This window comes from Rohdeia mirabilis (assembly GCA_007750655.1).
GTDB lineage: Bacteria > Planctomycetota > UBA1135 > UBA1135.
Genome location: CP036290.1, coordinates 4,644,625 through 4,668,968 on the forward strand (window position 1 = coordinate 4,644,625; position 24,344 = coordinate 4,668,968).

Annotated in this window: 17 protein-coding genes; 4 read left to right on the top strand and 13 right to left on the bottom strand. The window is 70.6% G+C overall.

Annotation, left to right across the window (positions count from 1 at the left end; genetic code table 11):
- Positions 1–49 precede the first annotated feature (49 nt).
- The 4 genes from pstB to Pla163_RS17305 all read right to left on the bottom strand — a co-directional run bounded on the left by pstB (position 50) and on the right by Pla163_RS17305 (position 6,770).
- On the bottom strand, positions 50–934 hold the full coding sequence (gene pstB / locus Pla163_RS17290; RefSeq protein WP_145191543.1) for a phosphate ABC transporter ATP-binding protein PstB: 885 nt from the start codon (positions 932–934) through the stop codon (positions 50–52).
- Positions 935–1,088: 154 nt separating this feature from the next.
- Positions 1,089–2,900, bottom strand: coding sequence for a phosphate ABC transporter permease PstA (gene pstA / locus Pla163_RS17295; RefSeq protein WP_145191546.1), 1,812 nt, complete (start codon positions 2,898–2,900; stop codon positions 1,089–1,091).
- The gene (locus Pla163_RS17300) at positions 2,897–5,524 is read right to left on the bottom strand and encodes an ABC transporter permease subunit (protein WP_419186084.1); all 2,628 of its coding nucleotides are present in this window, start codon (positions 5,522–5,524) and stop codon (positions 2,897–2,899) included. The genes pstA and Pla163_RS17300 overlap by 4 nt, the downstream gene beginning before the upstream one ends.
- Positions 5,525–5,747: 223 nt before the next feature.
- On the bottom strand, positions 5,748–6,770 hold the full coding sequence (locus tag Pla163_RS17305) for a PstS family phosphate ABC transporter substrate-binding protein (protein ID WP_419186085.1): 1,023 nt from the start codon (positions 6,768–6,770) through the stop codon (positions 5,748–5,750).
- Positions 6,771–7,231: 461 nt separating this feature from the next.
- On the opposite strand from Pla163_RS17305, the gene Pla163_RS17310 reads away from it, so the two are divergent.
- A complete protein-coding gene (locus Pla163_RS17310) occupies positions 7,232–8,470 on the top strand; it encodes an OprO/OprP family phosphate-selective porin (protein WP_419186086.1) in 1,239 nt (412 codons plus the stop codon).
- A 153-nt stretch (positions 8,471–8,623) separates the two neighbouring features.
- Here Pla163_RS17310 and modC read toward each other — a convergent pair whose 3' ends face one another.
- From modC to Pla163_RS17335, 5 genes are all read right to left on the bottom strand, one after another.
- The gene (gene modC, locus Pla163_RS17315) at positions 8,624–9,730 is read right to left on the bottom strand and encodes a molybdenum ABC transporter ATP-binding protein (RefSeq protein ID WP_419186087.1); all 1,107 of its coding nucleotides are present in this window, start codon (positions 9,728–9,730) and stop codon (positions 8,624–8,626) included.
- Positions 9,727–10,395, bottom strand: a complete 669-nt coding sequence (modB, locus tag Pla163_RS17320; protein ID WP_145191552.1) for a molybdate ABC transporter permease subunit — start codon at positions 10,393–10,395, stop codon at positions 9,727–9,729. The genes modC and modB overlap by 4 nt, the downstream gene beginning before the upstream one ends.
- A 39-nt stretch (positions 10,396–10,434) precedes the next feature.
- Positions 10,435–11,133 carry a molybdate ABC transporter substrate-binding protein gene (gene modA / locus Pla163_RS17325; protein WP_419186088.1) on the bottom strand — a complete coding sequence of 233 codons (699 nt, stop codon included), beginning with the start codon at positions 11,131–11,133 and terminating at the stop codon, positions 10,435–10,437.
- Between the two features lie 230 nt (positions 11,134–11,363).
- Positions 11,364–12,062, bottom strand: a complete 699-nt coding sequence (locus Pla163_RS17330; RefSeq protein WP_145191557.1) for a response regulator — start codon at positions 12,060–12,062, stop codon at positions 11,364–11,366.
- A 105-nt stretch (positions 12,063–12,167) separates the two neighbouring features.
- Complete coding sequence (locus Pla163_RS17335; protein ID WP_145191560.1) at positions 12,168–13,268, bottom strand: tryptophan 2,3-dioxygenase family protein; 1,101 nt, start codon at positions 13,266–13,268, stop codon at positions 12,168–12,170.
- Between the two features lie 106 nt (positions 13,269–13,374).
- Between Pla163_RS17335 and bioB the strand changes: the two genes are divergently transcribed.
- Genes bioB through bioA form a run of 3 tightly spaced genes read left to right on the top strand, consistent with a single transcriptional unit; the run spans position 13,375 to position 17,629 of the window.
- The gene (gene bioB, locus Pla163_RS17340; RefSeq protein WP_145191563.1) at positions 13,375–14,415 is read left to right on the top strand and encodes a biotin synthase BioB; all 1,041 of its coding nucleotides are present in this window, start codon (positions 13,375–13,377) and stop codon (positions 14,413–14,415) included.
- On the top strand, positions 14,412–16,274 hold the full coding sequence (gene bioD, locus Pla163_RS17345; protein WP_419186089.1) for a dethiobiotin synthase: 1,863 nt from the start codon (positions 14,412–14,414) through the stop codon (positions 16,272–16,274). The genes bioB and bioD overlap by 4 nt, the downstream gene beginning before the upstream one ends.
- A gap of 44 nt (positions 16,275–16,318) precedes the next feature.
- The gene (bioA, locus tag Pla163_RS17350; RefSeq protein ID WP_145191569.1) at positions 16,319–17,629 is read left to right on the top strand and encodes an adenosylmethionine--8-amino-7-oxononanoate transaminase; all 1,311 of its coding nucleotides are present in this window, start codon (positions 16,319–16,321) and stop codon (positions 17,627–17,629) included.
- Here the strand turns inward: bioA and Pla163_RS17355 are convergent.
- From Pla163_RS17355 to Pla163_RS17370, 4 genes are all read right to left on the bottom strand, one after another.
- Positions 17,521–18,144 (bottom strand): beta-lactamase hydrolase domain-containing protein, encoded by a 624-nt coding sequence (locus tag Pla163_RS17355; RefSeq protein WP_145191572.1) that lies wholly within the window; start codon positions 18,142–18,144, stop codon positions 17,521–17,523. The genes bioA and Pla163_RS17355 overlap by 109 nt on opposite strands.
- A gap of 68 nt (positions 18,145–18,212) precedes the next feature.
- Positions 18,213–18,653, bottom strand: a complete 441-nt coding sequence (locus tag Pla163_RS17360) for a DUF423 domain-containing protein (protein ID WP_419186090.1) — start codon at positions 18,651–18,653, stop codon at positions 18,213–18,215.
- Between the two features lie 197 nt (positions 18,654–18,850).
- Positions 18,851–20,848 carry a vWA domain-containing protein gene (locus Pla163_RS17365; RefSeq protein ID WP_145191578.1) on the bottom strand — a complete coding sequence of 666 codons (1,998 nt, stop codon included), beginning with the start codon at positions 20,846–20,848 and terminating at the stop codon, positions 18,851–18,853.
- Between the two features lie 54 nt (positions 20,849–20,902).
- The gene (locus tag Pla163_RS17370) at positions 20,903–24,214 is read right to left on the bottom strand and encodes a YfbK domain-containing protein (protein WP_145191581.1); all 3,312 of its coding nucleotides are present in this window, start codon (positions 24,212–24,214) and stop codon (positions 20,903–20,905) included.
- Positions 24,215–24,344 lie beyond the last annotated feature (130 nt).

Here is a 24,344-nt window from a genome sequence, read left to right on the forward strand (position 1 = left end):
GAAGCCGCAAGGGAACGCCAAAGTCGCGAATCCCCCGACCGAGCGCTTCTCAGCCGAACCGGCCCGTGACGTAGTCCTCGGTCTCCTGCAGCTCGGGGCGCAGGAAGATCGACTCCGTCGGACCGAACTCGATCATGCGGCCCAGGTACATGAAGGCCGTGTAGTCGCTCGCGCGCGAAGCCTGCTGCATGTTGTGCGTCACCATCAGGATGGAGTACGCGCCCTTGAGTTCCTCGATCAGGTCCTCGATGCGACCGGTCGCGATCGGGTCGAGCGCCGAGCAGGGCTCGTCGAGCAGCAGCACCTCGGGCTCGGCCGCGATCGCGCGCGCGATGCACAGACGCTGCTGCTGGCCACCCGAGAGCGCGAGGGCGCTGTCCTGGAGGCGGTCCTTGACCTCGTCCCACAGTCCGGCGCCCCGCAGCGAGCGTTCGCAGACCTCGTCGAGCACCGTCCGGTTGCGCTCGCCGTCGATGCGCAGGGAGTAGATGACGTTCTCGAAGATGCTCATCGGGAACGGGTTGGGCTTCTGGAAGACCATCCCGATGCGCTTGCGCAGCTCGATCACGTCGACCTTCGGGCCGTAGATCCCGTCGCCGCTGAGGCGCATGTCGCCCTCGATCCTGACCGAGTCGATCAGGTCGTTCATCCGGTTCACGCAGCGCAGCAGTGTCGACTTGCCACAGCCGGAAGGGCCGATCAGCGCCGTGACCTTGCCCACCGGGACGCGCATCCCGATCTGGTAGAGCGCGCGCTTCTCCCCGTACCAGAGGTCGAAGTCGGAGACCTCCAGGACGGCGTCCTCCTCGGCCACTTCGGGGTGGACACAGGTCTCGAACGCTTCGCCTTTCGACACCGCGTCGAAGACCGATCGCACGTCGTCCGGTCGAACCGTTCCCTGCACGGCCGGTCGAGTCGTCGGCGGCTCGTTCATCGGAGTTCGGGAGTGGGGAGTGGTCTCCATGATTCGCTCGGGGCCGGTCGGGGCGTCGGACGCGCCGGCGGCGGTGCGGTACGGGGAGGAGGGAAGGCGGGTCACGTGAATGATCGCAGGAAGTCGGGATCGGCGCAGCAGGCTCGTCGCGGAATCAGGCGCCGGCCGCCGCATAGCGCTGACGGAGCCGGGATCGCACCCACACGCCGGTCAGGTTGAGCGCGACGACGATCAGGATCAGCAGCAGCGTCGTGGTGTAGACCATCGGGATCGCCGCCTCGCTGTCCGGGCTCTGGAAGCCGAGGTCGTAGATGTGGAATCCCAGGTGCATGAACTTGCGTTCGGGGTGCAGTCCCTGGGCGTCGAGGGGCAGCGACTGCGCCACCTTCATCGCGCCGACCAGCATCAGCGGTGCCACCTCGCCCGCGCCGCGAGCGATGGCGAGGATCATCCCGGTCATGATTCCGGGCATCGCGCGCGGAAGCACGATGCGGCGGATCGTCTGCCACTTGGTCGCGCCGCAGGCGTACGAGCCTTCGCGCATCGAGCTCGGAACGGCGGCCAGCGCTTCTTCCGTCGCGACGATGACGACCGGGAGGGTCAACAGGGCGAGCGTCAGTGACGCCCACATGATGCCGCCGCCGCCGTACACGGGCTCGTTGCCGTAGTGCGGGAAGAACAGCGGGTCGATCAGTTCGCCGCCGACGAAGTAGCAGAAGAATCCGAGTCCGAAGACGCCGAACACGATGCTCGGCACGCCGGCCAGGTTGTTCACCGCGACGCGCACGATCGAGACGATCAGGCCCTGCTTGGCGTACTCGCGCAGGTACAGCGCAGCGAGCACACCGAACGGCACGACGACGAAGCACATCAGCAGCGTCAGCAACACGGTGCCGAAGATCGCCGGGAAGACGCCGCCTTCCATGTTCGCCTTGCGCGGGTCGTCGATGAGGAACTCGAGCCAGCGGTCGACGTACACCCCGAGCGCTCCGAGCGTGCCGATCCGGTTGGCGGGGATGGCGCGTACGACGTCCCAGACCTCGATCTCGTCGACCTCGCCTCGGGCGTTGCGCACCAACAGCGCCGCGTCGCGGGCGCCCTGCTCGATGGTGTTGGCCTCGGCCTGGAGCTCCTTCGTCAGCAGCGCGTTCTCGTCGCCCAGCTCTTCGGCGCGCGCGACGGCCGCGAGGTGTTCGACCGAGCCTTCACCCTCGTTCAGCGCCACCTTGCGCGCCGACAGCTCGGCGTCCTTCGTGGCGGCGCTGAGGTCGCGACCGATGCGCACGCCGACGATGTACTTCCAATCGGCGCGCGCCTCGTCGACGCGCGCTCGCGAGGCCTCGAAGGCCGCCCAGGCCGCGTCGAGGTCCTCCTCGACGGTGTCGCCCGACCGGAACCCCACGAGTTCGCCGAAGTAGCGGCCCTCGGCGTAGCGCTCGACGGTCAAGGCCCATTCGGGTCGCTCGATCGCGCGCTCCCACGCACCGTCGAGGCCGGCCGTCGACCCTTCGAGTTCGAAGTCGTCGAACCAGGCCGTCGTGTTCTTGTCGGTGTCGAACAGGTTGACCGAGCGCACGCGCCGGCGTTCGGTGCGGTCGCCGTTGGCGCGGACCGCGGCCACCGTCTCGGCGCCCTTCTGGTCCTCGAGCTGCTGGAGCTGGTCCTCGGTGAGGAGCCGCTCTTCGCTGCCCCGCACCTGACCGAGGACGACTTCGCCCGACTCGGTGGTGAAGCGCACGACCTCGCTCGGCCAGAACGTCGAGAAGCCTCGGATCGCGACGAGTCCGAACAGTCCGAAGACCATCAGGAGTCCGAGCGCGAGCGAGCCGCCCGTCAGCCAGACCATCGGCTCGCCGTGGGCGCGGAGCGGCGTGACCCGACGCCGACGCACGTGGCGCTTGGGGGCGGGTCCGCGTTGGCTCCGTTCGGGCTCGCCGACGGCCGTGCTCGTGCTGTTGCTGCTCACAGTTGGTAGGCCCGCTTGCGGAAGCGCTGTCGGACGATCTCGGCCGCCGTGTTCAGCACGAAGGTCATGGCGAACAGGGTCAGGGCGGCGAGGAAGAGGACGCGGTAGTGCGTGCTCTCCTTCACAGCCTCGGGCAGCTCGACGGCGATGTTGGCGGACAGCGTCCGGAAGCCGTTGAAGATGTTCATCTCCATGATCGGAGTGTTGCCGGTCGCCATCAGCACGATCATGGTCTCACCGACCGCGCGGCCGAGTCCGATCATGACGGCCGAGAACAGGCCCGACATGGCCGTCGGAACGATGACGCGCATGGCGGTCTGCCAGGGCGTCGCACCCGCGCCGAGCGATGCGTGGCGCAGGTGTTCGGGCACGCTCGACAGCGCGTCCTCCGCCAGGGTGTAGATGATCGGGATGATGGCGAAGCCCATCACGAAGCCGACGACGAGCGCGTTGCGCTGGACGTAGGTGTCGATCACACCGCCGCGCGGATCGGCTCCGACGGCGCTGAGCCCGAAGCCGACCACGAACGCGAGTCCGAGAGCGGCCAACCCGCCGACGATGAACTTCGCGAGCTGGATGCGAGCCAGGTGCTTGTGCTCGGTCGTGACCAGGCGGTCGCGCAACAGCGGATCGACGACGCGCGTGATGAAGAGCAGCACCGCGAGGATGCACAGGGGCAGCGTGACGAGCGCCCAACCACCGGCCGCGCCCTCGCCCGACTCGGCGGCCAGCCACGACTGGGCGCTGCCGCCGAAGAACAGGCCTTCGAACACCGGACCGGCGATCGCGCCGATGGCCACGGCGATCGGGATCGCGAGCACGATCATGGCGAAACGCTGCCAGCCGTTGTTCCAGGGCAGGGTCAGACGCCGCGGAATCAGCTGCCACAGGTGCGCGCCGAACAGGAACGCGAGTGGCAGCGCGAACAGCACTCCGATGACACCCGCGAGCTGGTCCTGGACGAACGGTGCGATGACGAGACCGCCGAGGAAGCCGAGCACGACGCTGGGCAACGACGCCATCAGCTCCATGACCGTCTTGACCCGCGAGCGCAGCCGCCGACTCAGGAACTCGGACGTGAAGATCGCCGCCAGGATCGCGAGCGGCGCACCGAAGATCATCGAGTAGGTCGTCGCCTTGAGGGTGCCGTAGACGAGCGGCACCATCCCGAGCTTCGGCTCGAACTCGTCGGTCCCGCCGGTCGACTGCCAGACGTGTTCGGGCTCGGGATAGCCTTCGTACCAGACCTTGCCGAACAGCGTTCCGACGCTCGCTTCCGGGTACTTCGGGTCGAGGGTGAGCGTCACCAGGGACGAGCCCGCCGCCGCGCGGATCGACGTCTCTTCGGCCGAGAGTTCGACCGCGGTGACGGCGGCGTCGAGCCCCAGGTCGGACTCACCCATCAAGCGGTGGGTCGTCGCGTGGTAGACCTCGACCTTGCCGTCGTTCGTGCCGCCGACGAGCAGACGCGACGAGGGCGACGGCGTCAGCGCGGTGACGTGCCGGCCCGTGAGCTTGGGCATCGAGCCCGACGTCACCGTCACGAGCTTGGACGGATCGTCCGCGTCGCGCACCAGGAACCACGTCGTCACGCCCCCCGTGTCGTCGGCCAGGACCAGCGACTCCTTGCCGAGCATCTGGGTCCAGGCACTGATGCGCGCGTTCGGATCGGCGACCAGGTCGCGGGTCTCGACCAGCGCCCCTTCCCCTTCGTCGTTCTCGCGGTAGCGGTGGTAGGTGCCGTCGGCCCACAGGAGCATGACGTCCGACCCGCGACCGTTCAGGAACAGCGCGAGCGGCAGGCCGGCGCCGTCGGGTTGTTCGTAGGGCAGCTCGATCGAGGACGGCGTGCGGGTCTCGCCCCCGAACATGCTCGTCCTGACTCGGATCTTGGTCAGCGCCAACTGGCCGTCCGCCGTCAGCGTCGCGTAGATCGGACTGCCGGCCACGTCGGTCGAGTCCACCAGGTGGACGGCCGAGCCTTCGAAGGGGAAGTCGGGCTCGGTGGCCTCCCACGCGAGGCGCGTGGCGCGCAGTTGACCGACCGGAGTGCGCTGGACGGCCCAGCCGTCGACGACGCGCGTCTCGCCCTCCGCGAGATCTCCGAGGCCCTCGGTCGCGCCGTCGAGGTAGTCCTCTTCGAAGCTGATGTCGACGAGGACTACGCCTCCGTCCTCGTAGCCGAGCACCGCGTGATCGAGCGTCGGCGAGAAGGTCTGGGCGGTCGGGACTCCGACGCCGTCGCGCGCGGTCGAGAGCTCGTCGATCACCTCGACGCGATCCGCGGTCATCGAGAGCACGCGACCGTCGGCGCTGGCGATCCACTTCAGCGCCTCGTAGCGGTCCACGCCGATGGCGGTGATCACCGAGGACTCGACGCTGTTCGTGCCGCGGGTCTCGAGGGTCGCGCTCGTGAAGAGCGGCGCCACGACCATCAACAGGAAGACGAAGATCAGCGTGACGGCCAGGATCGTGCCGAGTCCGCCGGCGGTGATCAGGGAACGCGCTGCGATCTCGGCGGCACGCACCTGGAAGGTGGTGCCACGCCGGCGAGGCTTGCCGGTGAACGCCGCCTGGCGCGCGGTCGCGGGCGCCTCGCGTCCCGTGCCTTCATCGGTCGTCATGGCGGTCTGGAGAGGGGGGCCGAGTTGGGGGAGCGGACCGTCGCGGGGATGGTAGCGCCGTGGGCCGCGCTGTCCAGGCGCACGGGCGAGCTCGCGTGAGTGGCGCGTCGGGTGCACGCGCGAGCCCGTGGAGAGCGGGGATCAGCGCGCAACGCGGCGGCCCGTCGTGGGACGGGTCGCCGCGCTGCAGGTGCTCGAACCGGTCGGGGAGTCCCTCGCGGCTCTACTTGGCGTCTTCGCGCTTCTTCTTGGGCGGCTGGCGCAGCTCGATCGTGATGCCGACGCGAGCGGCGCTGTCACGGGCGACGTTCGCCGGCAGCGGCAGGTAGCCGTCCTCGATGATCGCGGACTGTCCCGAGGTGCTGTACAGGTAGCGCAGGAACTCGCGGCGCAGGGGCTCGAGCTCGGATTCCGGCTCGTAGTTGATGTACAGCCAGAGGAAGCGCGCGAGCGGGTAGTCGCCCGAGTAGCCGAACTCCGGCTCGCCGGGGTAGAAGCGCTCGTCGCCGTCGCGCTTCAGCGGGACCACGCGCACGTCGGCGGTCTTGTAGCCGATGCCACTGTAGCCGATGGCGTAGCGGTCCTTGGCGATACCGGAGACGACGGCGGAGCTGCCGGGCTGCTCCTTGACGCTGTCCTTGAAGTCACCCTTGAAGAGGGCGTTGTCCTTGAAGAAGCCGTAGGTGCCCGAGGCGGAGTTGCGCCCGTAGAGGCTGATCTCCTTGTCGGCCCACTCGCCGGTCAGACCCAGCTGGCCCCAGGTCACGACGTCCTCCGCGTAGCCACCCTTGCGGGCCTTGGAGAAGATCGCGTCGACCTGCTCGAGGGTCAGGCCTTCGATCGGGTTGTCGCGGTGGACGAAGACCGCGAGCATGTCGACGGCGGCGGGCAGACCGACCGGCTCGTAGCCGAATTCCTTGCGGAAGCTGTCGATCTCCTTCTCCTTCATCGCGCGGCTCATCGGACCGAAGTTCGACGTGCCCTCGATGAGAGCGGGCGGCGCGGTCGACGAGCCCTTGCCCTCGATCTCGACCTGGACGTTGGGGTAGTGACCTTTGAAGCCCTCGGCCCACAGGGCCATGAGGTTGTTCATCGTGTCGGAACCGACACTCTTGATGTTCCCGGTGACACCATCACCGCGGCTGTATTCGGGGAAGCGCGGATCGACCTCGACGTCGTCCACGAGGGGGGCGGCAACCAGGCCAGCGCTCAGCGCCAGGCCACAGAGTCCGATCAGAACTTTCACGATTGGGGACCTCGGGAAGAGGTGGTGGTGGAGTGAGGTGGCAGCCGATCCGCGCAATGAAGGGGACGGCCAGCGACCTCGAAGCGCGAGCAGTAGATAGGCGTTCCCTCAGCGTCGGCCAAAGCCCGTGTAAAGATGCTGTCAATGACGGCGTCTCGGCGGCCGAGTTGCCTCCAGGCCGCCCGAGTGGGGACGGAGCGCGATCGATCGCCCTAAATCCCAACAGAACAGCCACTTGGGGCTGCGCTTCAAGCCGTGCACGGAACGCGACGCAGACGGGCGCAAGCTCCCGTCGCCGAGATGGGACTTCGTGGGACACCCCACCGCCCAGTGGCAATCCGCCCTCACATTGTAAACGCTCTGGGCGGTCACTCGTGGCCCACCCGCGATCCGCTCGACGCTCTGTGACGCCGAGGTCTCGGATCCATCACGACCCCCGACACCGACAAGGTCTCCATCGCATGAGTCGCACCCTTCTGACGGCTGGCGTCTGCCTGGCACTCGTTCCGACCGTCGCGCACGCGCAAGAGCGCGCCAAGTCGTCCACCCCGGTCACCGCGATCACGTCGACCGACGTCACGCGCCTCTACTACAACGGCGACCTCCGCTTCGAGACCGCCGACAAGCGCTTCACGTCGCGCATCGGCGGCCGCCTGCACTACGACGGCATCTGGACCGACGACGGCAACCAGGCCACGGACGGCACCCGCTTCCGTCGCGGTCGGGTCTACATCCGCGGCACCGTCAACGAGAACGTCGACTACAACTTCGCCTTCGACTTCGCGGGCGGTGACGCGGACTTCCGCGACGCGTACATCAAGTACAACGGCCTCCTCGGCCCGCTGTACCTGCAGGTGGGACAGTTCTTCGCCCCGCACGGCCTCGAGACGCAGACGTCGTCGAACTACATGGCGTTCGTCGAACGCTCGCCGATCGACGCGCTGTCGATCATGCGCGCCTCGGGCATCGCGACCGGCGCCTCGTTCGCCGACGGCCAGGGCACCTGGAAGGCCGCGATCGTCAACAACGAGACCGACTCGTACGGCGACGCGGCGGGCGGCCACTGGGAAGCAGCCGTGCGCGGCACGTACCAACTGCCGATCGGCGACACGGACGACTCGTTCATGCACTTCGGCGCCGGCCTGACCCACGGCAGCAGCAACGACGGCATCGGCTTCGACGCCGATCCGGGCGTGAGCCGCGGCCCGGACCTGGTCACGCTGGCCGGCATCCCGTCCGACGGCATCCAGCGCATGAACCTCGAACTGGCGGCCGTCTTCGGCGCGTTCTCGGCCCAGGCCGAGTACCGCCAGGTCGACATCGACGGCACGACCGGCAACGCCGACACGACCCTCGACGGCTCGTACGTCCAGGTCAGCTGGTTCGCCACCGACGACGTGCGTCCCTACAAGGACGGCCTGTTCACCGGCGTGAAGCCGAAGAACCCGTGGCAGGGCTGGGGCGAGGGCACCGGCGCGCTCGAGTTCGTCGCGCGCTACAGCATGATCGACTTCAGCGACTCGCCCGTCGCCGGCGCTTCGGCGGCCGTCGAAGGCAACCTCATCACGCTCGGCGCCAACTGGTACCTCAACCAGAACGCGCGCATCATGCTGAACTACAACATGGCCGAGTCCGAGGACTCGGGCGGCGCGACCACCGACAAGGACTCTGCGGTCGTGCGCTTCCAGCTCACGTTCTGAGCCGCGCACCGGAACCTTCAGCGCGATTCGCCGGCCTGCACTCCCCGGTCGGATCTCGCTGAAGGACCTCCCCCACGGGCCCGTCGATCGCACTCGCGGTCGGCGGGCCCGGTGCGTCGGTGAGGGCGTTCGAGCCACGCCGGCGGCACCACGTCAGCTCGCTCGGGTTCCCGACGGAGCGACGCCCACGCTCTTCACGCGCGCGAACAGGTCGCGGCCGACGGCTTCGGGTCGATCGAGCGCGAGCAACCGCAGCGAGCGCCGCGTGATGCGGGCGTAGAGCCTCTGACCCCGCGGCGTGTCGAGCTCGAGGATCGCGCCCGAGGCCACGCGCCGCACGCGGGCCAGCACGACGGGCACTTCGTTGAGGATGCTGGACCCCGAGTCCGCCTCGAGTGCGACGGAGACGTCTCGCGCCTGCACGAGCAGACGCGCACCCGACCCGAGCGGCGCGTCGACACGGCGCACGAAGAACGTCACGCCGTCGACGTCGACCGCGCTCAACCCGTCGTCGTCGTGGTGCTCGACGAGCGTCCCGCGCAGGGCAGCGGCCAACTCGTCGTCGGTCGACCCCACGAGCGGCAGCAGTTCGCGCGCCGGGCCCGCCTCGCGGACGCGGCCGTCCTCGAGCCACACCAGGTCGCGGGCGAGGCGCGCCACCTCGCGCAGGGAGTGCGAGACGTGGAGCACCGGCGCGGCGAAGCGGGCGGGCAGATCCTCGAGCCAGGGCAGGATCCGTTCGCGCGCGGCGGCGTCGAGCGCGGACAGCGGCTCGTCGATCAACAACAAGCTCGGACTCGCGAGCAGAGCGCGACCGAGCGCCACACGCTGACGTTCACCGCCCGACAGCCCGTGGACGCGCCGCTCGAGCAGCCCGTCGAGCTCGAGCCACGCGACCACCTCGTCGAAGGCCGCACGCCGCTGATCGCGGGGCACGCGCCGCTCGCCGTAGCGCAGGTTGCCGCGCACGTCGAGGTGGCCGAACAGCGACGCGTCCTGGAAGACGAAGCCCAGCCGCCGGCGGTGGGTCGGCAGCGCACGGCTCGCGTCGAGCCAGGTCTCGCCCGCCACGACGATCCGTCCACGCACGTCGCGCTCGAGCCCCGCGAGGCAGCGCAGGAGCGTGGTCTTGCCGGCGCCCGACGGACCCACGACCGACGTGATGCACCCGCCGGCGACCGCGAGATCCACGTCGAGCTCGAAGCCCGGACGCGTCAGCCGCAGCTCCGCCTCGACGCCCCGCCCCTGGTCCGCGTTCACGCTTCGCTCCCACGCGCAGCGCGCCGTTCCAGGAGGTTCGCCGCGAGCAGCACGACGAACGACCCGGCCACGAGCACCGCGCTCATGGCGTGGGCCCGGTCGTAGTCGAGGCTCTCGACCGCTTCCCAGACCGCGATCGACGCCACGCGCGTCTCGGGCAGACTGCCGCCGATCATCAGAACGACCCCGAACTCCCCCACCGTGTGGGCGAACGCCAGGACCGCCGCGGTCACGTAGGCCGGCAGCACGCTCGGAACGACGACGGTCAGGAAGCGGTCGACCGGACCCGCGCCGAGCGTGGCCGCCGCTTCGACGGGCCGCCGACCGAGCGCGCGAAACGCGTTGCGCAGCGGCTGGACAACGAACGGCAGCGAGAACAGGACCGAGGCCACGACGAGGCCCGTGAACGTGAAGACGAGCTTCGGGCCACCGAGATCGTCGAGCAGCTCGCCGATCGGTCCGCGCGGCCCCATGACGACGAGCAGGTAGAAGCCGAGCACGGTCGGCGGGAGGACGAGCGGCAGCGCCACGATGGTCTCGACCACCGAGCGCAGGGTGCTGCGCCCACCGGCGAGCCACCACGCGAGCGGCGTACCGATCACGAGGAGCACGAGTGTCGTGACGGCGGCGAGTTCACCGCTCAGGCGCAGGGCGGACCAATCCACGGCGACGAGTGTGCCGCGCGACCGGCCGTCCGCGAGGGCTCAACCGTCCGAAGGCAGGCCGAAGCCGGCGCCCTCGAGCACCCGCCGCGCGTCGTCGGACCCCAGGTGGTCGAAGAAGGCTCGGGCGCCCGGCGAGTCGTCGAGCAGGACCGCGTCCTGCCGCAGCTCGGTGAAGAGATCGGCGGGAATCTCGAAGAGCGGCTCCCCTTCGCGCGCTCGCGCCTGGGCCAACGAGACGAATCCCAACTCCGCCGCACCGGTCGCGACGAAGTGGTGCGTCTGGCCGACGTCGGCACCTTGCACGAGGCGCGGTTCGAGCTCCGAGCGGAGGCCGAGCCGCTCGAGGACCTCGAGCGCCGCCGCACCGTAGGGAGCGGTCGCTGGGTTGGCGATCGCGACGTGTTGGACGCCCGGCGCCTGCAGGATGGCGATCAGGGTTGCGCGCCCTTCGGACTCACCGTCGCGCGCAGCGTCGCCGACTCCGCCGACGAGCGCCGCGTCCCACGCCTCGTCGAGCGCGCCGACGAGCGCCAGACGCCCCATCGCGTAGGTTCTCGACTCCTGCCCGAGACCCTCGTCCACGAGCAGACGCGGGCGCTCGGCGTCGGCCGCGAGGAACAGGTCGAACTCGGCGCCGTTGCGGATCTGGGCGTAGAGCCCGCCCGTGGACCCGATCGAGAGCTCGACGGGTGCGCCGTCCGCGCGCGCCTCGAAGAGCGCGGCGAGTTCGCGCGTCACGCCTGCCGCGCTGGCCGCCACCGCGACACGCACCGGTCGCGGTCCGTCGTCCGTGGGCGCGCAACCGGCGAGGGCGAGGGCGAGAGCGAGCGGAACGGCGTGGTGCCCTTCGGTACGGTGCCTGTCACGAATGTGCCACCTGCTGCGCCGCGCCGCTGCGAATCGCAACGACGTCGCCAGCAGGTGGCACATTCGTGACAGGCACCGTACCGAAGGGCACCACGCCCGCATCAGTCCTTGCAGCGATAGCCGATGCCGCGCACGGTCTGGATCACGTCGCCATCGTCGCCGAGCTTCTTGCGGACCGCGCTCACGTGGACGTCCACGTTGCGCTCGAGGATGATCGACTCCCCCGCCGTGATCTCCTCCGCCAGCTCGCCGCGCGTGAACACGCGACCGGGGTGATTGAGGAGCGTCCACAAGAGGCGGAACTCGGCGCGCGTCAGGATCACCGGCTCCGAGTCCACCAGGAGCTCGAAACGGTCGCGATCCATCGTCAGCTTGCCGACGACGATGTGGCGCTTCTCGCGGTCGTCCTCGACGGCGCGCCGCCGCAGCACGGCCTTCACGCGGCTGATCAGCTCCTTCGGACGGAACGGTTTGGTGACGTAGTCGTCGGCGCCCGACTCGAGCCCCTCCACGACGTCGCCTTCCTCGCCCTTCGCCGTCAGCATCAGGATGCCGATGCTGCGCGTGTCCTTGCGGCCGCGCAGGAGTCGCGCCACCTCTGGCCCGCTCATGGTCGGCAGCATCCAGTCGAGGACGACGAGATCCGGGCGTTCCGACGCCGCGATCTCGAAGCCACGACGACCGTCCTCGGCCGTGAGAACGCGGAAACCCTCCCGAAGGAGGTGGAGCTCGAGGAGCTCGCGCAGGTCGGTCTCGTCCTCGACGACGAGTACGGATTCGGTGTTGGAGTCGGAGACCATGGCCTCGATGGGTGAATGGGGCGCCGGAAGCGTACTCGGGGAAGATCAACGGATGGTCAAGACCGCGATTCTCGGCATCTTTCGCCCGGAAACCCCGCGGCGCCCTCAGCCCGTCGCGAACTCGTAGAACTCGGGCCGCGTGAGTTCGGGCATCGCTTCGGGCCGGATCTGGTAGGTGCGGGCGGCCCACAGGTCGGTGAACACGCGGTAGCGCAGGGCCGTCTGGTCCAGGTAGTCGACGCCGCTCGAACCGCCGGTTCCGGTGCGGCGCCCGATGACGCGTTCGACCATGCGAGCGTGGCGCTGGCGGAAGACGATGAACGCCTGCTCGAGAGCGGTGATCGCCTCGAGCAGCGCGTTCGGCCAGGCCAACAACGGCAGGCGCGCGTTGCCCAGGATGAACAACAGCGCGGCGCGGATCCGTCGGTCGCGTGGGTTCCCGTCGGCGGCCAGGTGGTCGGTCAACGCCTGTCGTTCGGCGGCGTAGCGCGCGCGCAGCTTCGCCCCTTCCTCGGCGGAGTGGGTGCGCTCGAGAGCCAGGCGCTCGCTGCGATCCACCTCGCTGGCGTGCGCGCGGGAGTAGGCCACGACGAACCGGTCGAGAGCCGCATCGGCCTCCGGATCGTCCGGACCGCAGCCGTCGATCGGCGTCCGCCAGAGCCAGTCGTAGAGCGCGTCCTTCAGGGTCGGACCATCGTCGATCTGCGCCTGCACGCGACGCAGGGCCGACGACTCGCCACCGTCGTGCGACCGCAGCGCCTGCATGAAGCTGCCCTCGGTGCCGAGCGGGATGCGCTCGTCCTGGTCGAGCCCCATCAGGATCTCGATCTGGCGCATCTGCGCGGACTGGAAGCCGCTCGCGGGCATCAGCTTGTCGCGGAAGCGCAGATACCCCGCCGTCTTGAGCGTCTCGACCACCTCGAAGTGCGAGACCGCGTGGTGCAGGACGACCGTGGCCCGGCGCGCGCCGTCGACGACCCCGGACAGGTCCTCCTCGGCCAGCGGCCGCCGCAGGAGGTCGCGGCCGGACTTCAGCTCGCGCAGGACGAGCTTGAACCACAGCTCGAAGATCTGGTGGACCGTGACGAAGAGGACCTCGTCGTTCTCCATCGCGCCCTCGTCGCCGTCGAGACCGCCTTGGAGCGCGAGCAGCTCTTCGACGCGGATGTACTCCCAGTAGTTCGGCAGGCGCGCGGGCTTGGACATGGACCAGGGACGAGGGGTGGGGCGTGGAGCGGGGGATCGGCCGCAGGGCGCGGCGGGATGGCGGAGCCCGGCTTGGCTGGGCCGGGCGCGGGGATAGCATAGGCCCATGCCCGAGCCCACGACCTCCGCGCCCGCGAGCACCGACGCGACCGACGCCACCGCCGTCCCCCGGCCGAGCGCCGCCGCCGTGAAGCGCGCGGCCCAGCTGCTGGCCCGCCCCCTGCTCGACCTCGTGTTCGAGGCGGCGCAGGTCCACCGCGCGCACCACGACCCCGCGCGGATCCAGTGCGCCCAGCTCCTCTCCATCAAGACCGGCGGCTGCCCCGAGGACTGCAAGTACTGCTCGCAGAGCGCGCACTACGACACGCCGGTCGAGCGCACGCCCTTCGCCGAGGTCGACGCCGTGCTCGAGGAGGCCCGCCGCGCCAAGGCCAACGGCGCCGACCGCTTCTGCATGGGCGCCGCCTGGCGCGGCGTGCGCGACGGCGAGCAGTTCGACGCGGTGTGCCAGATGGTGTCGGGCGTCAAGCAGCTCGGCCTGGAGACCTGCGTCACGCTCGGCATGCTCGAGGAGCACCAGGCCGCGCGCCTCGCCGACGCCGGCCTCGACTACTACAACCACAACCTCGACACCGGCGCGAGCCACTACGACAAGGTCATCTCGACCCGCTCGATCGCCGACCGCCTGCGCACGCTCGACAACGTGCGCGCCGCGGGCGTCAAGGTCTGCAGCGGCGGGATCGTCGGTCTGGGCGAGGGCGACGAGGCGCGCGCGGAACTGCTCGCGCAACTGGCCGAGCTCGACCCCCAGCCCGAGAGCGTCCCGGTCAACTCGCTGGTCCGCATCGGTGGCACGCCGCTGGCCGACGAGAACCCGGTCGACTGGACCGACGTGGTGCGCGTGGTCGCCGCCGCGCGCATCCTCATGCCGACCAGCTACGTGCGCCTGTCCGCCGGTCGCAAGGAACTCGGCGAGGCCGGTCAGGCCCTGTGCTTCATGGCCGGTGCGAACTCGATCTTCGTGGGCGACGAACTGCTCACCACTTCGAACCCCGACCCGGCCAGCGACGCCGCGTTGCTGTCGAAGCTCGGGCTCGCCAGCCTCGCGCCCGCCCCGTGCGACGGTCGGGCGAGCCGCCAGGCGTGAACGCCGGACTGCCCGTGGAACTGCGCGACGCCCTCGCGCGCCTGTCCGCGGAGGGTCGCCGGCGACCGTGGCCTCCGCGCGCCGCCGCCGGAGCGGACTTCGCCAGCAACGACTACCTCGGGCTGGCGCGCCGACCCGAGATCGTCGACGCGGCGCGCGCGGCGCTCGCGGAACACGGCGCCGGTTCGACCGCCGCGCGCCAACTGGGCGGTTCCGCGGTCCCGGCGGCGCGGGCCGAACGGGCGGTCGCCGAGTGGTTGGGCGCCGAGGCGGCGATCCTGTTCCCGAGCGGCTACCAGGCCAACCTCGGCGCGATCGGGGCCCTGTGCGGCCGCGGCGACGCGGTCTTCTCGGACGCGCTGAACCACGCGTCGTTGATCGACGGCGTGCGCCTCTCGCGCGCGCGTGTCGAGGTCTTCGCGCACCTGGATCTCGACGAACTCGAGCACGGACTGGCGCGAGCGCGCGGCGCACGCCGTCGACTCGTCGCGGTCGAGTCGGTCTTCAGCATGGACGGCGACCTGGCCCCCTTGGGCGAGTTGGCAGAACTGTGCGCGCGGCACGACGCGTGGCTCGTCGTCGACGAAGCGCACTCGGTCGGACTGCTCGGTCCGAACGGCGCGGGGTCGTGGGCCGCGGCCGAAGCCGCCGGCGCCGACCCGACGCGCGTGATCGCACGCATCGTGACCGGCGGCAAGTCGCTCGGCGTCGCGGGCGCGTTCGTCGTCGGCGCACTGGACACGGTCGAGTGGCTCGCGAACTCCGCGCGCGCGTTCCTGTTCACGACGGCCTCGCCGCCCGCCCTGGTCGGAGCTCTCGAACGCGCGATCGAGGTCGCTGCCGGCGCCGACGAGGAGCGCGAACGCACGCTGCGTCACGCGCGCCGCATCGCCGCGGCGCTCGAGCTGCCGGAACCCGCCGGCGCGATCGTGCCCTTCGTCGTGGGAGCGGACGCCGACGCCGTCGAACTGGCCCGCAGCGTGTCGGCGTCGGACCTCGACGTGCGCGCCGTGCGACCGCCGACGGTTCCGGACGGAACGGCGCGACTGCGGCTCGTGGCGCACGCGCACAACAGCGACGGCGAGGTCGAGCGCCTGGTCGAGGCGTTGGCGGCGGCGCCGCGGCCCGCGACCATCGACCGGTCCGTTCGCGTCCGGAGCGGCGGGTGTGAGCGCGCGGACGTGCTGTGCGTCGTGGGGACGGACACCGACATCGGCAAGACCGCGGTGAGTTCCGCGCTCCTGCTCGCCGCGCCACAGGACACGCGCTACTGGAAACCGGTGCAGACGGGGGCGGTCGACCTGGACGACCCCGACGACGACACCGCGACCGTGATGCGCCGCACGGGCCTCGAAGCCGCGCGATTCGCCGAACCGCTCGTGCGCTACGCCCTGCCCGCCTCGCCGCACGAAGCGGCGGCTGCCGCGGGATGCACGCTGCCGGTCCACGAACTCACGCCGCGGCTCGAGGCGTTGCGCGCGCGAGGGCCGCTGTTGATCGAGCTCGCGGGCGGACTGCTGGTACCGCTCGACGACGAAACGACGCAGGCCGACTGGCTCGAGGAGGTGCGGCCGCGACTCGTGCTCGTCGCGCGCAGCGGACTCGGCACGCTCAATCACACGCTGCTCACCGCGGAGGCCCTGCGCGCGCGGCGTCTCGAACCGGCGCTCGTCGTCCTGGTCGGCGAACCGCACCCGTCGAACCGCGCGACGCTCGCCGCGCGTCTCGCTCCGGTGCCCGTGATCGAGATGCCGCGGCTCGACACGCTCGAACGCGCAGCGCTCGAAGCCTGGGGCGTGAGCGTCGATCTCGCGCAGTTGGCGTTCGGCACGCGCCCGGCGAACACCGCGAACCACTGAGCCCCGCTACCCCACCGACCGCACACCGACGACGCGCTCGCCACATGGACGACGGACGACGAACTCTCGAACCCGGTGAACTGGCCGCACGCGATCGCACGTGCGTCTGGCACCCGTACACCCAGCACCGCACCGAGGCCACGCCGCTCGAGGTGGTCGGCGCGCGCGGTTCGTTGCTGCGCCTGGCGGACGGGCGCGAGATCGTCGACGGCATCTCGTCCTGGTGGACCTGTCTGCACGGGCACGGGCACCCGCGGCTGGTCGAAGCCCTCGCGGCCCAGGCGCGCGAACTCGACCACGTCATCTTCGCCGGCGCGACCCACGAACCCGGCGTGCGGCTGGCCGAGCAGCTGACCGCGATCGCACCCGGACCGCTGACGCGCGTGTTCTTCAGCGACAACGGGTCGAGCGCCGTCGAGATCGCGCTGAAGATGGCGTTCCAGCACCACCTGCAGCGCGGCGAGAGCGAGCGGCGCGTGTTCGTGACGCTCGAGGGCGGCTACCACGGCGACACGTTCGGTGCGATGAGCGTCGGCGACCCGGATCCGTTCTTCGAACCGTTCCGCCCGCTGTTGTTCGACGTGCGGCGCGTGCCGGCCGACGCCGATGCGATCGAAGCGGCGCTCGAGGATTTGGGCCCGCGCGCGGCGGGCGTCCTCATGGAGCCGCTCGTCCAGGGCGCGGGCGGCATGGCGATGCACGGCGCGGAGCTCGTGCGTTCGGCGCGCGCGTCGGCCACGCGCCACGGCGTGCCGCTGATCGCGGACGAGGTGATGACCGGTTTCGGTCGCACCGGCGAGCTGTTCGCTTGCGCGAAGGCCGGCGTCGAGCCCGACCTCCTGTGCCTGGCGAAGGGCCTGACGGGCGGGATGATGCCGCTCGCGGTCACGCTGGCGCGCGAAGAGCTGTTCGAGTCGTTCCTGTCCGACACGCGAGCGCGCGCGTTCTTCCACGGTCACTCGTTCACCGGGCACGCGCTGGGCTGCGCGGTGGCGCTGGCCTCGCTCGAGGTCGTGCGCGACGAGGGCACGCCCGCGAAGCTCGAGCGGATCGGGGCAGCGATCGAAGCGCGCCTGATCGACGCCCTGCCGGAGGAGATCGAACGCCCGCGGCGCACCGGCGGGATCGTGGCCTTCGACCTGCCCGTGACTTCGGGCGCGAGCGGTTACCTGAGCGAACTCGGTCCGCTGCTGCGCCAGGTCGCCATCGATCGCGGCGTCCTCCTCAGGCCGCTCGGCAACGTGGTCTACGCGTTGCCGCCGGCGTCGCTCTCCGACGACGAGGTCGAGGGCGTGGTCGGCGCGTTGGTCGCGTCGGCCGAGTCCGCGCTCGGCTCGAGCAGGCGCTCGACCTGACGCACGACCTGGGCCTCGGACACGCCCGGCTTCATCCCGGCCGCGCGACCGTCGGCGAGCGCCTCTTCGACTCCGACGCCCTGCACGGCGGCGCGGTAGATCGCGAAGACCGTGGCCGAACCGTCGCCCGTGTCGCTGAACAGGAGGACCGGCGCGTCGACCGCCGACAGCGCGTCGAGCTCGGCCAGCACGCGGTCGACCGCGGCGTCGTCGAGCGCGAGCGGATCGATCGCGACGTGCGAGTAGGAGAGTCCGAGTCGGCGCGCCTGCGACGACAGCGGCGTCCGCTCGAGCGCCGCTTCGTTGCGCAGATCGATGACCGCTCCGAATCCGCGCCGCGCCGCCAGATCGAGCACCTCGGCGTCCGGCTCGCTGGCCAGGTACAGGTCGCCGCAACGGAACACGCTGTCGAGCGCCCCGAGTTCGACCGTCTCGAGCGGTGCCACGTCGGCGGCACGCGCTTCGTCGGAGGACGCGCAGCCGCTCCCGAACGCCGTCACGACGACAACGGTCACCACACCGGCCATGGCCGCGGCGGCTCCAGAACCAGTCCGTCGCCCCGTCTTCGTACGTCCTCGCCCCATCACTCCTCGCCCCCCGAGTCGCCTCGCCCCTGACCTTTCGCGCCGCCGACCGCCGCGGCAGCAGAGGACGTTGCGAATTCTCCGCGGGCGGCGCGCACGATCAGCGCCAACCACCCGACCAGATAGAAGGTTCCGCCCAGCGGCGTGATCGGTCCCCAACCGCTCCAGCTCGACCCCAGCGCCATGGCGTACAGCGACCCGCTGAAGCCGGCCGTGCCCAGGACGAAGGCCAGTGGCACGACGACTCCCGGGCGGCTCGCGATGGCGGCGACGGCGAGGAGCGCCAGGGCGTGCCACATCTGGTAGCGCACGCCGGTCTCCCACCAGGCCTGTCCGCCGTCGACGAAGCGGTCCTCGAGACCATGGGCACCGAGCGCGCCCAGGGCGACGCCGACGCCTGCCAGGAGGGCGGCGACGAGGATGGTGAGGGAGCGTGACACGGGGGGGAGCGAGGGCGAGGAGCGGCCCGCATCTTGACCCATGCGAGCCGAGGGGGCCACTGGGATCGTCGTTGGATTGTCGGTACGGCGTCAGGCACGAAACTGCCACCTGCCGCGCCGAGACCCTGCGAATCGCAGCGTCATCGGCGGCAGGTGGCAGTTTCGTGCCTGACGCCGTACCGACAATCCAACGACGATCAACGGGCGCGCGTCGCCGCCGCTTCGATCTCGCGCTCGAACGCGGCCTCGAGCACCGCGACCTGGCCCGCGGTCGCCGCCGTCTCCGCGCTCGACGGATCACGCCGCGCTTCGAGCAGGTGCTGGTAGTGCGCGAACGCCAGCTGGCGCGCCGCGTCGAGCACCTGGTCGGACCGTTCGTGCTCCATGCGTTCGTCCAGCAGCGGTTCCGCCGACGCCATCAGCAGGGTCGCACCGGCGAAGTCTGCGTTCGGCCAGGCGGCGGCGATCCCGTTCGCCTCGGCGACGAGCGCGTGCGGCGCGTCGTTCGCGGCGTGGACGCTGCCCGCCAGGAACTCGGCGAACTGCGCCATGCAGACCTGCGCGCGCAACGAGTACGGCGCGGCGTTCCAGTCGCCGTACAGCCCGTCGAGCGCGATCGGCCAGTGGGCCTCGGTCGCTTCCGAACGTTCCTGGGACATGTAGCGCAGGCGCACTTCACCGAGCGGACGGTCGCCGTCGAGAACCACGTCCTCGAGTTCGTACAGCGCCGCGACCGAGTGCCCCGCGCCGATCTCGCCCGCGTCCACCGCGTCGTCGGCGAAGTCGGCGTCGGCCAGCGCGCGGTTCTCGAACCCGATCAGACGCCACCGACCGACCAACGCGGGATCGAACTCGACCTGCAGCTTGGCGTCCTTGGCGACGACCTGGAACGCACCGGTGAAGCGATCGACGAAAGCGCGTTCGGCCTCCTCCTCGCGGTCCACGTAGTCGCAGCGGCCGTCGCCCGCGTCGGCGAGGCGCTCGAGGAAGCGATCGCGCGCCCCCATGCCGACGCCGACCGTGTTCAGGAACAGGCCGCGCGCACGGGCCGACTCGGTCTTCGCGAGCAGCGCGTCCGCCTCCGTCTCGCCGACGTTCCCGAGGCCGTCGGAGAGCACCACGACGAAGTTCTGCGCGCCCTCGACGAAGGCTTCGGCCGCGACCTCGCAGCCCAGCGTCAGACCCGCGTCGAGGTTCGTGCCGCCGCCGGGCTGAAGGGAATGGATGGCGTCCATCGCACGGGCGAGCTCGTCACCGCGCGTGGGCCGAACGAGGACCTCGGCCTCGTTCGAGTAGGTGACGACCGCGACCTGGTCGCGCGCGTCCAGGCGCTCGGCCAGGAGCCCGAGCACGTGCTTCACCATCGGCATGCGCTCGGGGCTGTTCATCGAACCGGAGCGGTCGACCACGAACGTCAGCGCGATCGGCCCGCGCTCGATCTCCTGCACGTCGCGCGCCCGCAGGCCCACGCGCAGCATCCACGCACCGGGCTCGCCGAACGGGCTCGGAACCAGGTCGGTCGAGACGGCGAAGTCACTGCGCACGGGCGCCGGGATGTCCGAGTCGATCGCGTGCACGAACTCCTCGGGGCGCACGTTCCAGGCCGACGGCAGACGGCCGGCCTCGAGCTGAGCCCGCGCCAACGTGTAGCTCGCCGTGTCCGTCTCGAGCCCGAAGGTCGAGACCGCGTCCACGCGCGACGACACGAACGGCCGCGTCATCAGCTGGCGCTGGAAGTAGTCCTCGGGAGACTCTTCCTCGAGCGGCTGGACGAGCGCGCGCAGGTCCTCCAACGAGAGACGAGCGAGCGGCGACGCGTAGAAGTAGCCGTCCGAGGATTCGAGGCTCTCCTCGAGATCGAGCTCCGCGCTCCGGTCCGACGCGCGCCACAGCTCGAGAGTCGGCGGACCCGCGACCGCGCCGAGTCCGCGCGACTCGGCCTGCGCCCCCTTCTGTTGCAGCGCTCCGGCCGATCCGCCGTTGTAGGAGGCGGACCCACTGTTCGCGGGTGACGACGCTACGAGGCCGCCGCCGCTCGTGCCCTCGCAGGAGAGCCCCAGCGCGGCGAGGCCGGCGATGGCCGCCAGCGCGCTCGTGCGCACCGCGGACGTGCGGCTCGTGCGGCTCGTGGCCCTCCGGCCACCCGACCGAAGGCTGGAGGGCGAACGGAAGACGGGCGAGTCGTGGTGCTGCATGGGTGTCGGCGAGCTCGAGGGCAGGTGGATCCGGAACGGACGGAGGAGGACGGATCAGCGGCCGTCGCCTTCCTTCGCGGGCGGATCCGCGGGCGACGGACCTCCGGTCGGCGGACCGCCAGCGGGGCCACCGGCGCCCGCTCTAGGTGCTTCGGTCCGGCGTGTCACTCCGTCGAGCACCAGGCGCCGCACGTCCTCCTCGAGCTCGGCGATCCGCGCGTCCAACTGCGCCAGACGCTCGACGTCCACTTCGCCGATCGTCTCCGCCTCGAGCGCGCGGCTGTAGCGCACGTGCTTGAGTTCGTCGAGCTTGGCCTCGACCGGCGAGGGCGGACGCACGAGCGCGCCGATGGCTGCACGGTTGCGAGCGAACAGTCCGGCGAAGGCGCGGAAGTCCTCTTCGGTCGTCGCGTTGGCGACGGACTGGATCTGGGCCGCCAACACGTCGAGCGAACTGCCGACCGCGTGGTGCGACCGCTTCAGGATCTCGGCGGTGCGCGCCACGAGCACGTTCTTGCGCAGCCCGATCGGCGCCGCGTCGAAGACCCAGGTGGCGTCGCTGAACGCGATGCTCTCCCCGATCTCGACCGCGTTCTCGGCCGCTGGGTCGTTGCCCGGCCGCTTGTAGCGCACCGCGACGCGGCCCAGCTCGTAGTCCGGCGTGGACTTCGACGCGGCGAGCTGCACACCGCGCAGTTCGTAGAGCGCGACCACCGAGTGGCCGGCTCCGACCTCGCCGCCGTCGACGCGGTCGTCCTTGAACGCACGATCGGCCACGGCCCGGTTCTCGTACCCGATCAAGCGGTACTGCTGGACCAGCGTCGGATCGAACTCGACCTGGATCTTCACGTCGCGCGCGATCGTCTGGAACGCGCCGGTGAAGTTCTCGACGAAAGCGCGGCGCGCCTCGAGCTCGGTGTCCACGTAGTCGTTCACACCGTCGCCGCGGTCGGCGAGTTGTTCGAGCAGCGTGTCGTTGTGGTTCCCGAGCCCGACGCCGATCGTGTTGAGGTAGATCAGCTTCTCGCGCTGGACGGCGACCTTCTCGAGCAGTGCCCCCTGTTCGGTCGCGCCGATGTTGCCGACGCCGTCGGAGAGCAGCACCACGCGGTTCTCGCGCTCGCTGTCGAAACCCTCCGCCGCGAGGCGATAGCCCTCGACCAGACCGGCCTCGAGATTCGTCCCGCCGTTCGACCCGAGCAGCCCGATGGCGGCCTCGATGCGACCGCGTTCGGTGGCACTGGTCATCGGCAGCACTTCACGCGCCGTGTTGTTGAAGGCCACGATCGCCAGGGCGTCGCGCGAGTCCAACTTCGTCAGCAGCTGACGCATGGCGTTGCGCACCAGCTCGATGCGGTTGCCGTCGCCCATCGAGCCCGACGTGTCGACCACGAAGGTCAGCGCGAGGCCCGAGCGCTCGAAGTCCTCGACCACCTTGCCCTGCAGGCCGACGCGCAGGAACCACGTCTGTTCGCCGAGTTGGTTCGGATAGAAGGGGTTCGGCGTCAGTTCGGTCGTGATCGCGAACGTCGCGCCGTCGGTCGGCTGGTCGAGCTCGGCGTCGAAGTAGTTGATCCACTCCTCCGGCCGGATCTGCGCCGCCGTGGGCAGGATGCCGTTGTCGAGCATCTTGCGCGCCAGCGTGTAGCTGGACGTGTCCACGTCGGCCGCGAAGGTCGAACGCGCGTCGTCCGCCGTCCGCGTGTAGGGGCGCGTGCCCCAGTGGCGGAAGAACATGTCCTGCACGGACTCGCCCGGGCGGCGCTCGCAGTTCGAGAGCACCGCGTCGAGCCGCGCCTCGAGGATCGTGCGGCCGAAGAGGCGCCAGCGGGCCTCCAGGAGCTCGGGCGTGTCCACCGGACCCGCGTACTCCGCGCCCACGTAGCCTAGGCCTTCCAGCAGGCGCCGCAGTCCCGTGTCGTTCGGCTCGAGCCCCTTCGAGACGAGGATCTCGCGCTCGTAGGCGCGCATGGCGTCGTAGTCGCCGAGGTAGCCGAGCGAGAAGGCGCCGCGCCGGCGCTCGAGCTGTGCATCCTCTTCGACGTCGATGTCGCCGAGGTAGAAGTCGGAACTGCCCACGACGGGCGTGGGGCCGTCGTCGGCCACGTAGCCGAGTTCGGCGAGCAGCGCCAGCTCATCGTCCGGGTCGCCGACCTGAATGGACATGTCGAACTGGACCTTCAGGCCGTCGTTCTCGTCGCCCGCGAGCGCGCGCCGTCCGGCTTCGTGCCCGTCGTTGGTGTCGTACGCGACCGACGTGTTCGCGGCGCGCGTCGAGGGACTGGGCGTCGAGGGACCGGGCGTCGTCGTGGGGACTCCGAACTCGGAGACGGGGCCCTGTGCCGGCGAACCCGGCGTCGGCGGGTTGCCCGTGAATCCGCCCGTCGGACCTCCGGAGCGCAGTGCCTTGATCGAGCCGGGGGGCACGGTGTCTCCGGCGCCGCGGTACGTACCGCCGCTCGCCGCTTCGGGCGAGTCGCCCTGGGCCGTCGCCGAGATCGAATGGACGGTTCCTCCGCCACCACCAGCTCCACCACCGAGGCCGATCGAGTCGTTCCACTGGTCGGAGTTGAACGGGCTCTCCGGCGCGTCGAGGTCGCGGTCGTTGGAGCTCGGGTCGAGGACGATCGACTCGGGCTCCTCCACCCGGTACCCGAGTGCCTCGAGCTGGTCGAAGAGCTCGACTTCCGAACCGTTGCCCACCTCACGCATGCGCGCCAACTCCCCCTTCGCAGCGTCGAGCGTCTCACTCACGCCTTCCAGGCCAGCTGCGGCGTTCTCGTTCTTGCCGTAGAACCCGTGCGCGCTCGCGAGCCCACCGGCCGGCTCACCCTCCACCCGATCCGCCCGGCGACTGTCCGCGACGCGTTCGTCCCGCCGCGCGTCGTCGGCGATCTCGCCCTGGGGCGCCATCGCCGAACGCTCGAAGACCGAGTCCAATCCACCCGGTCGGAGCGCCACGTACGCGAAGCCCAACCCCGCGACCACGAACAGCCCCGCTGCGACCGAGACGACCGGGCGGCGGTGGAACGGAATCACCGTTCCACCGCCGCTCGCGCTGGCGTCGCCCGCCGCGCCGCCCAACGCTCCACCCGCCGTGTCGCCGACGCGCGCCGCCGGCGTCAACGTGTGGTCGCCCGCACTGGCCGCCATCAGGTCGGCGCGCCGCGTATCGCTGAGCGTCAGGTCGGCGCTCGCGTGCTGCTGGACGAGCGCGATCGTGGCCGTCAGACGGTCGCGTTCGGCGCGCAGCGTGGCGCCCGATTCGGTGTCTTCGGCGAGCAGACCCTCGATGCGGGCCGCTTCGTCGGGCGTGGCCTCACCGAGCACGTAGGCGGTGAGCAGCTGTTGGATGTCGGAGTTCATGACAGGTTGCCGGTGCGGTCCACCGGGTGTTCGGTTGGGTGCGGCGCTGCGATGCTCGGAAGCTGGAGTGCAGCGGTGCGCGCGAGAAGGAACGGCTCGAAGCGGCGTCGACTTGGCGCGTGCGGTCGAT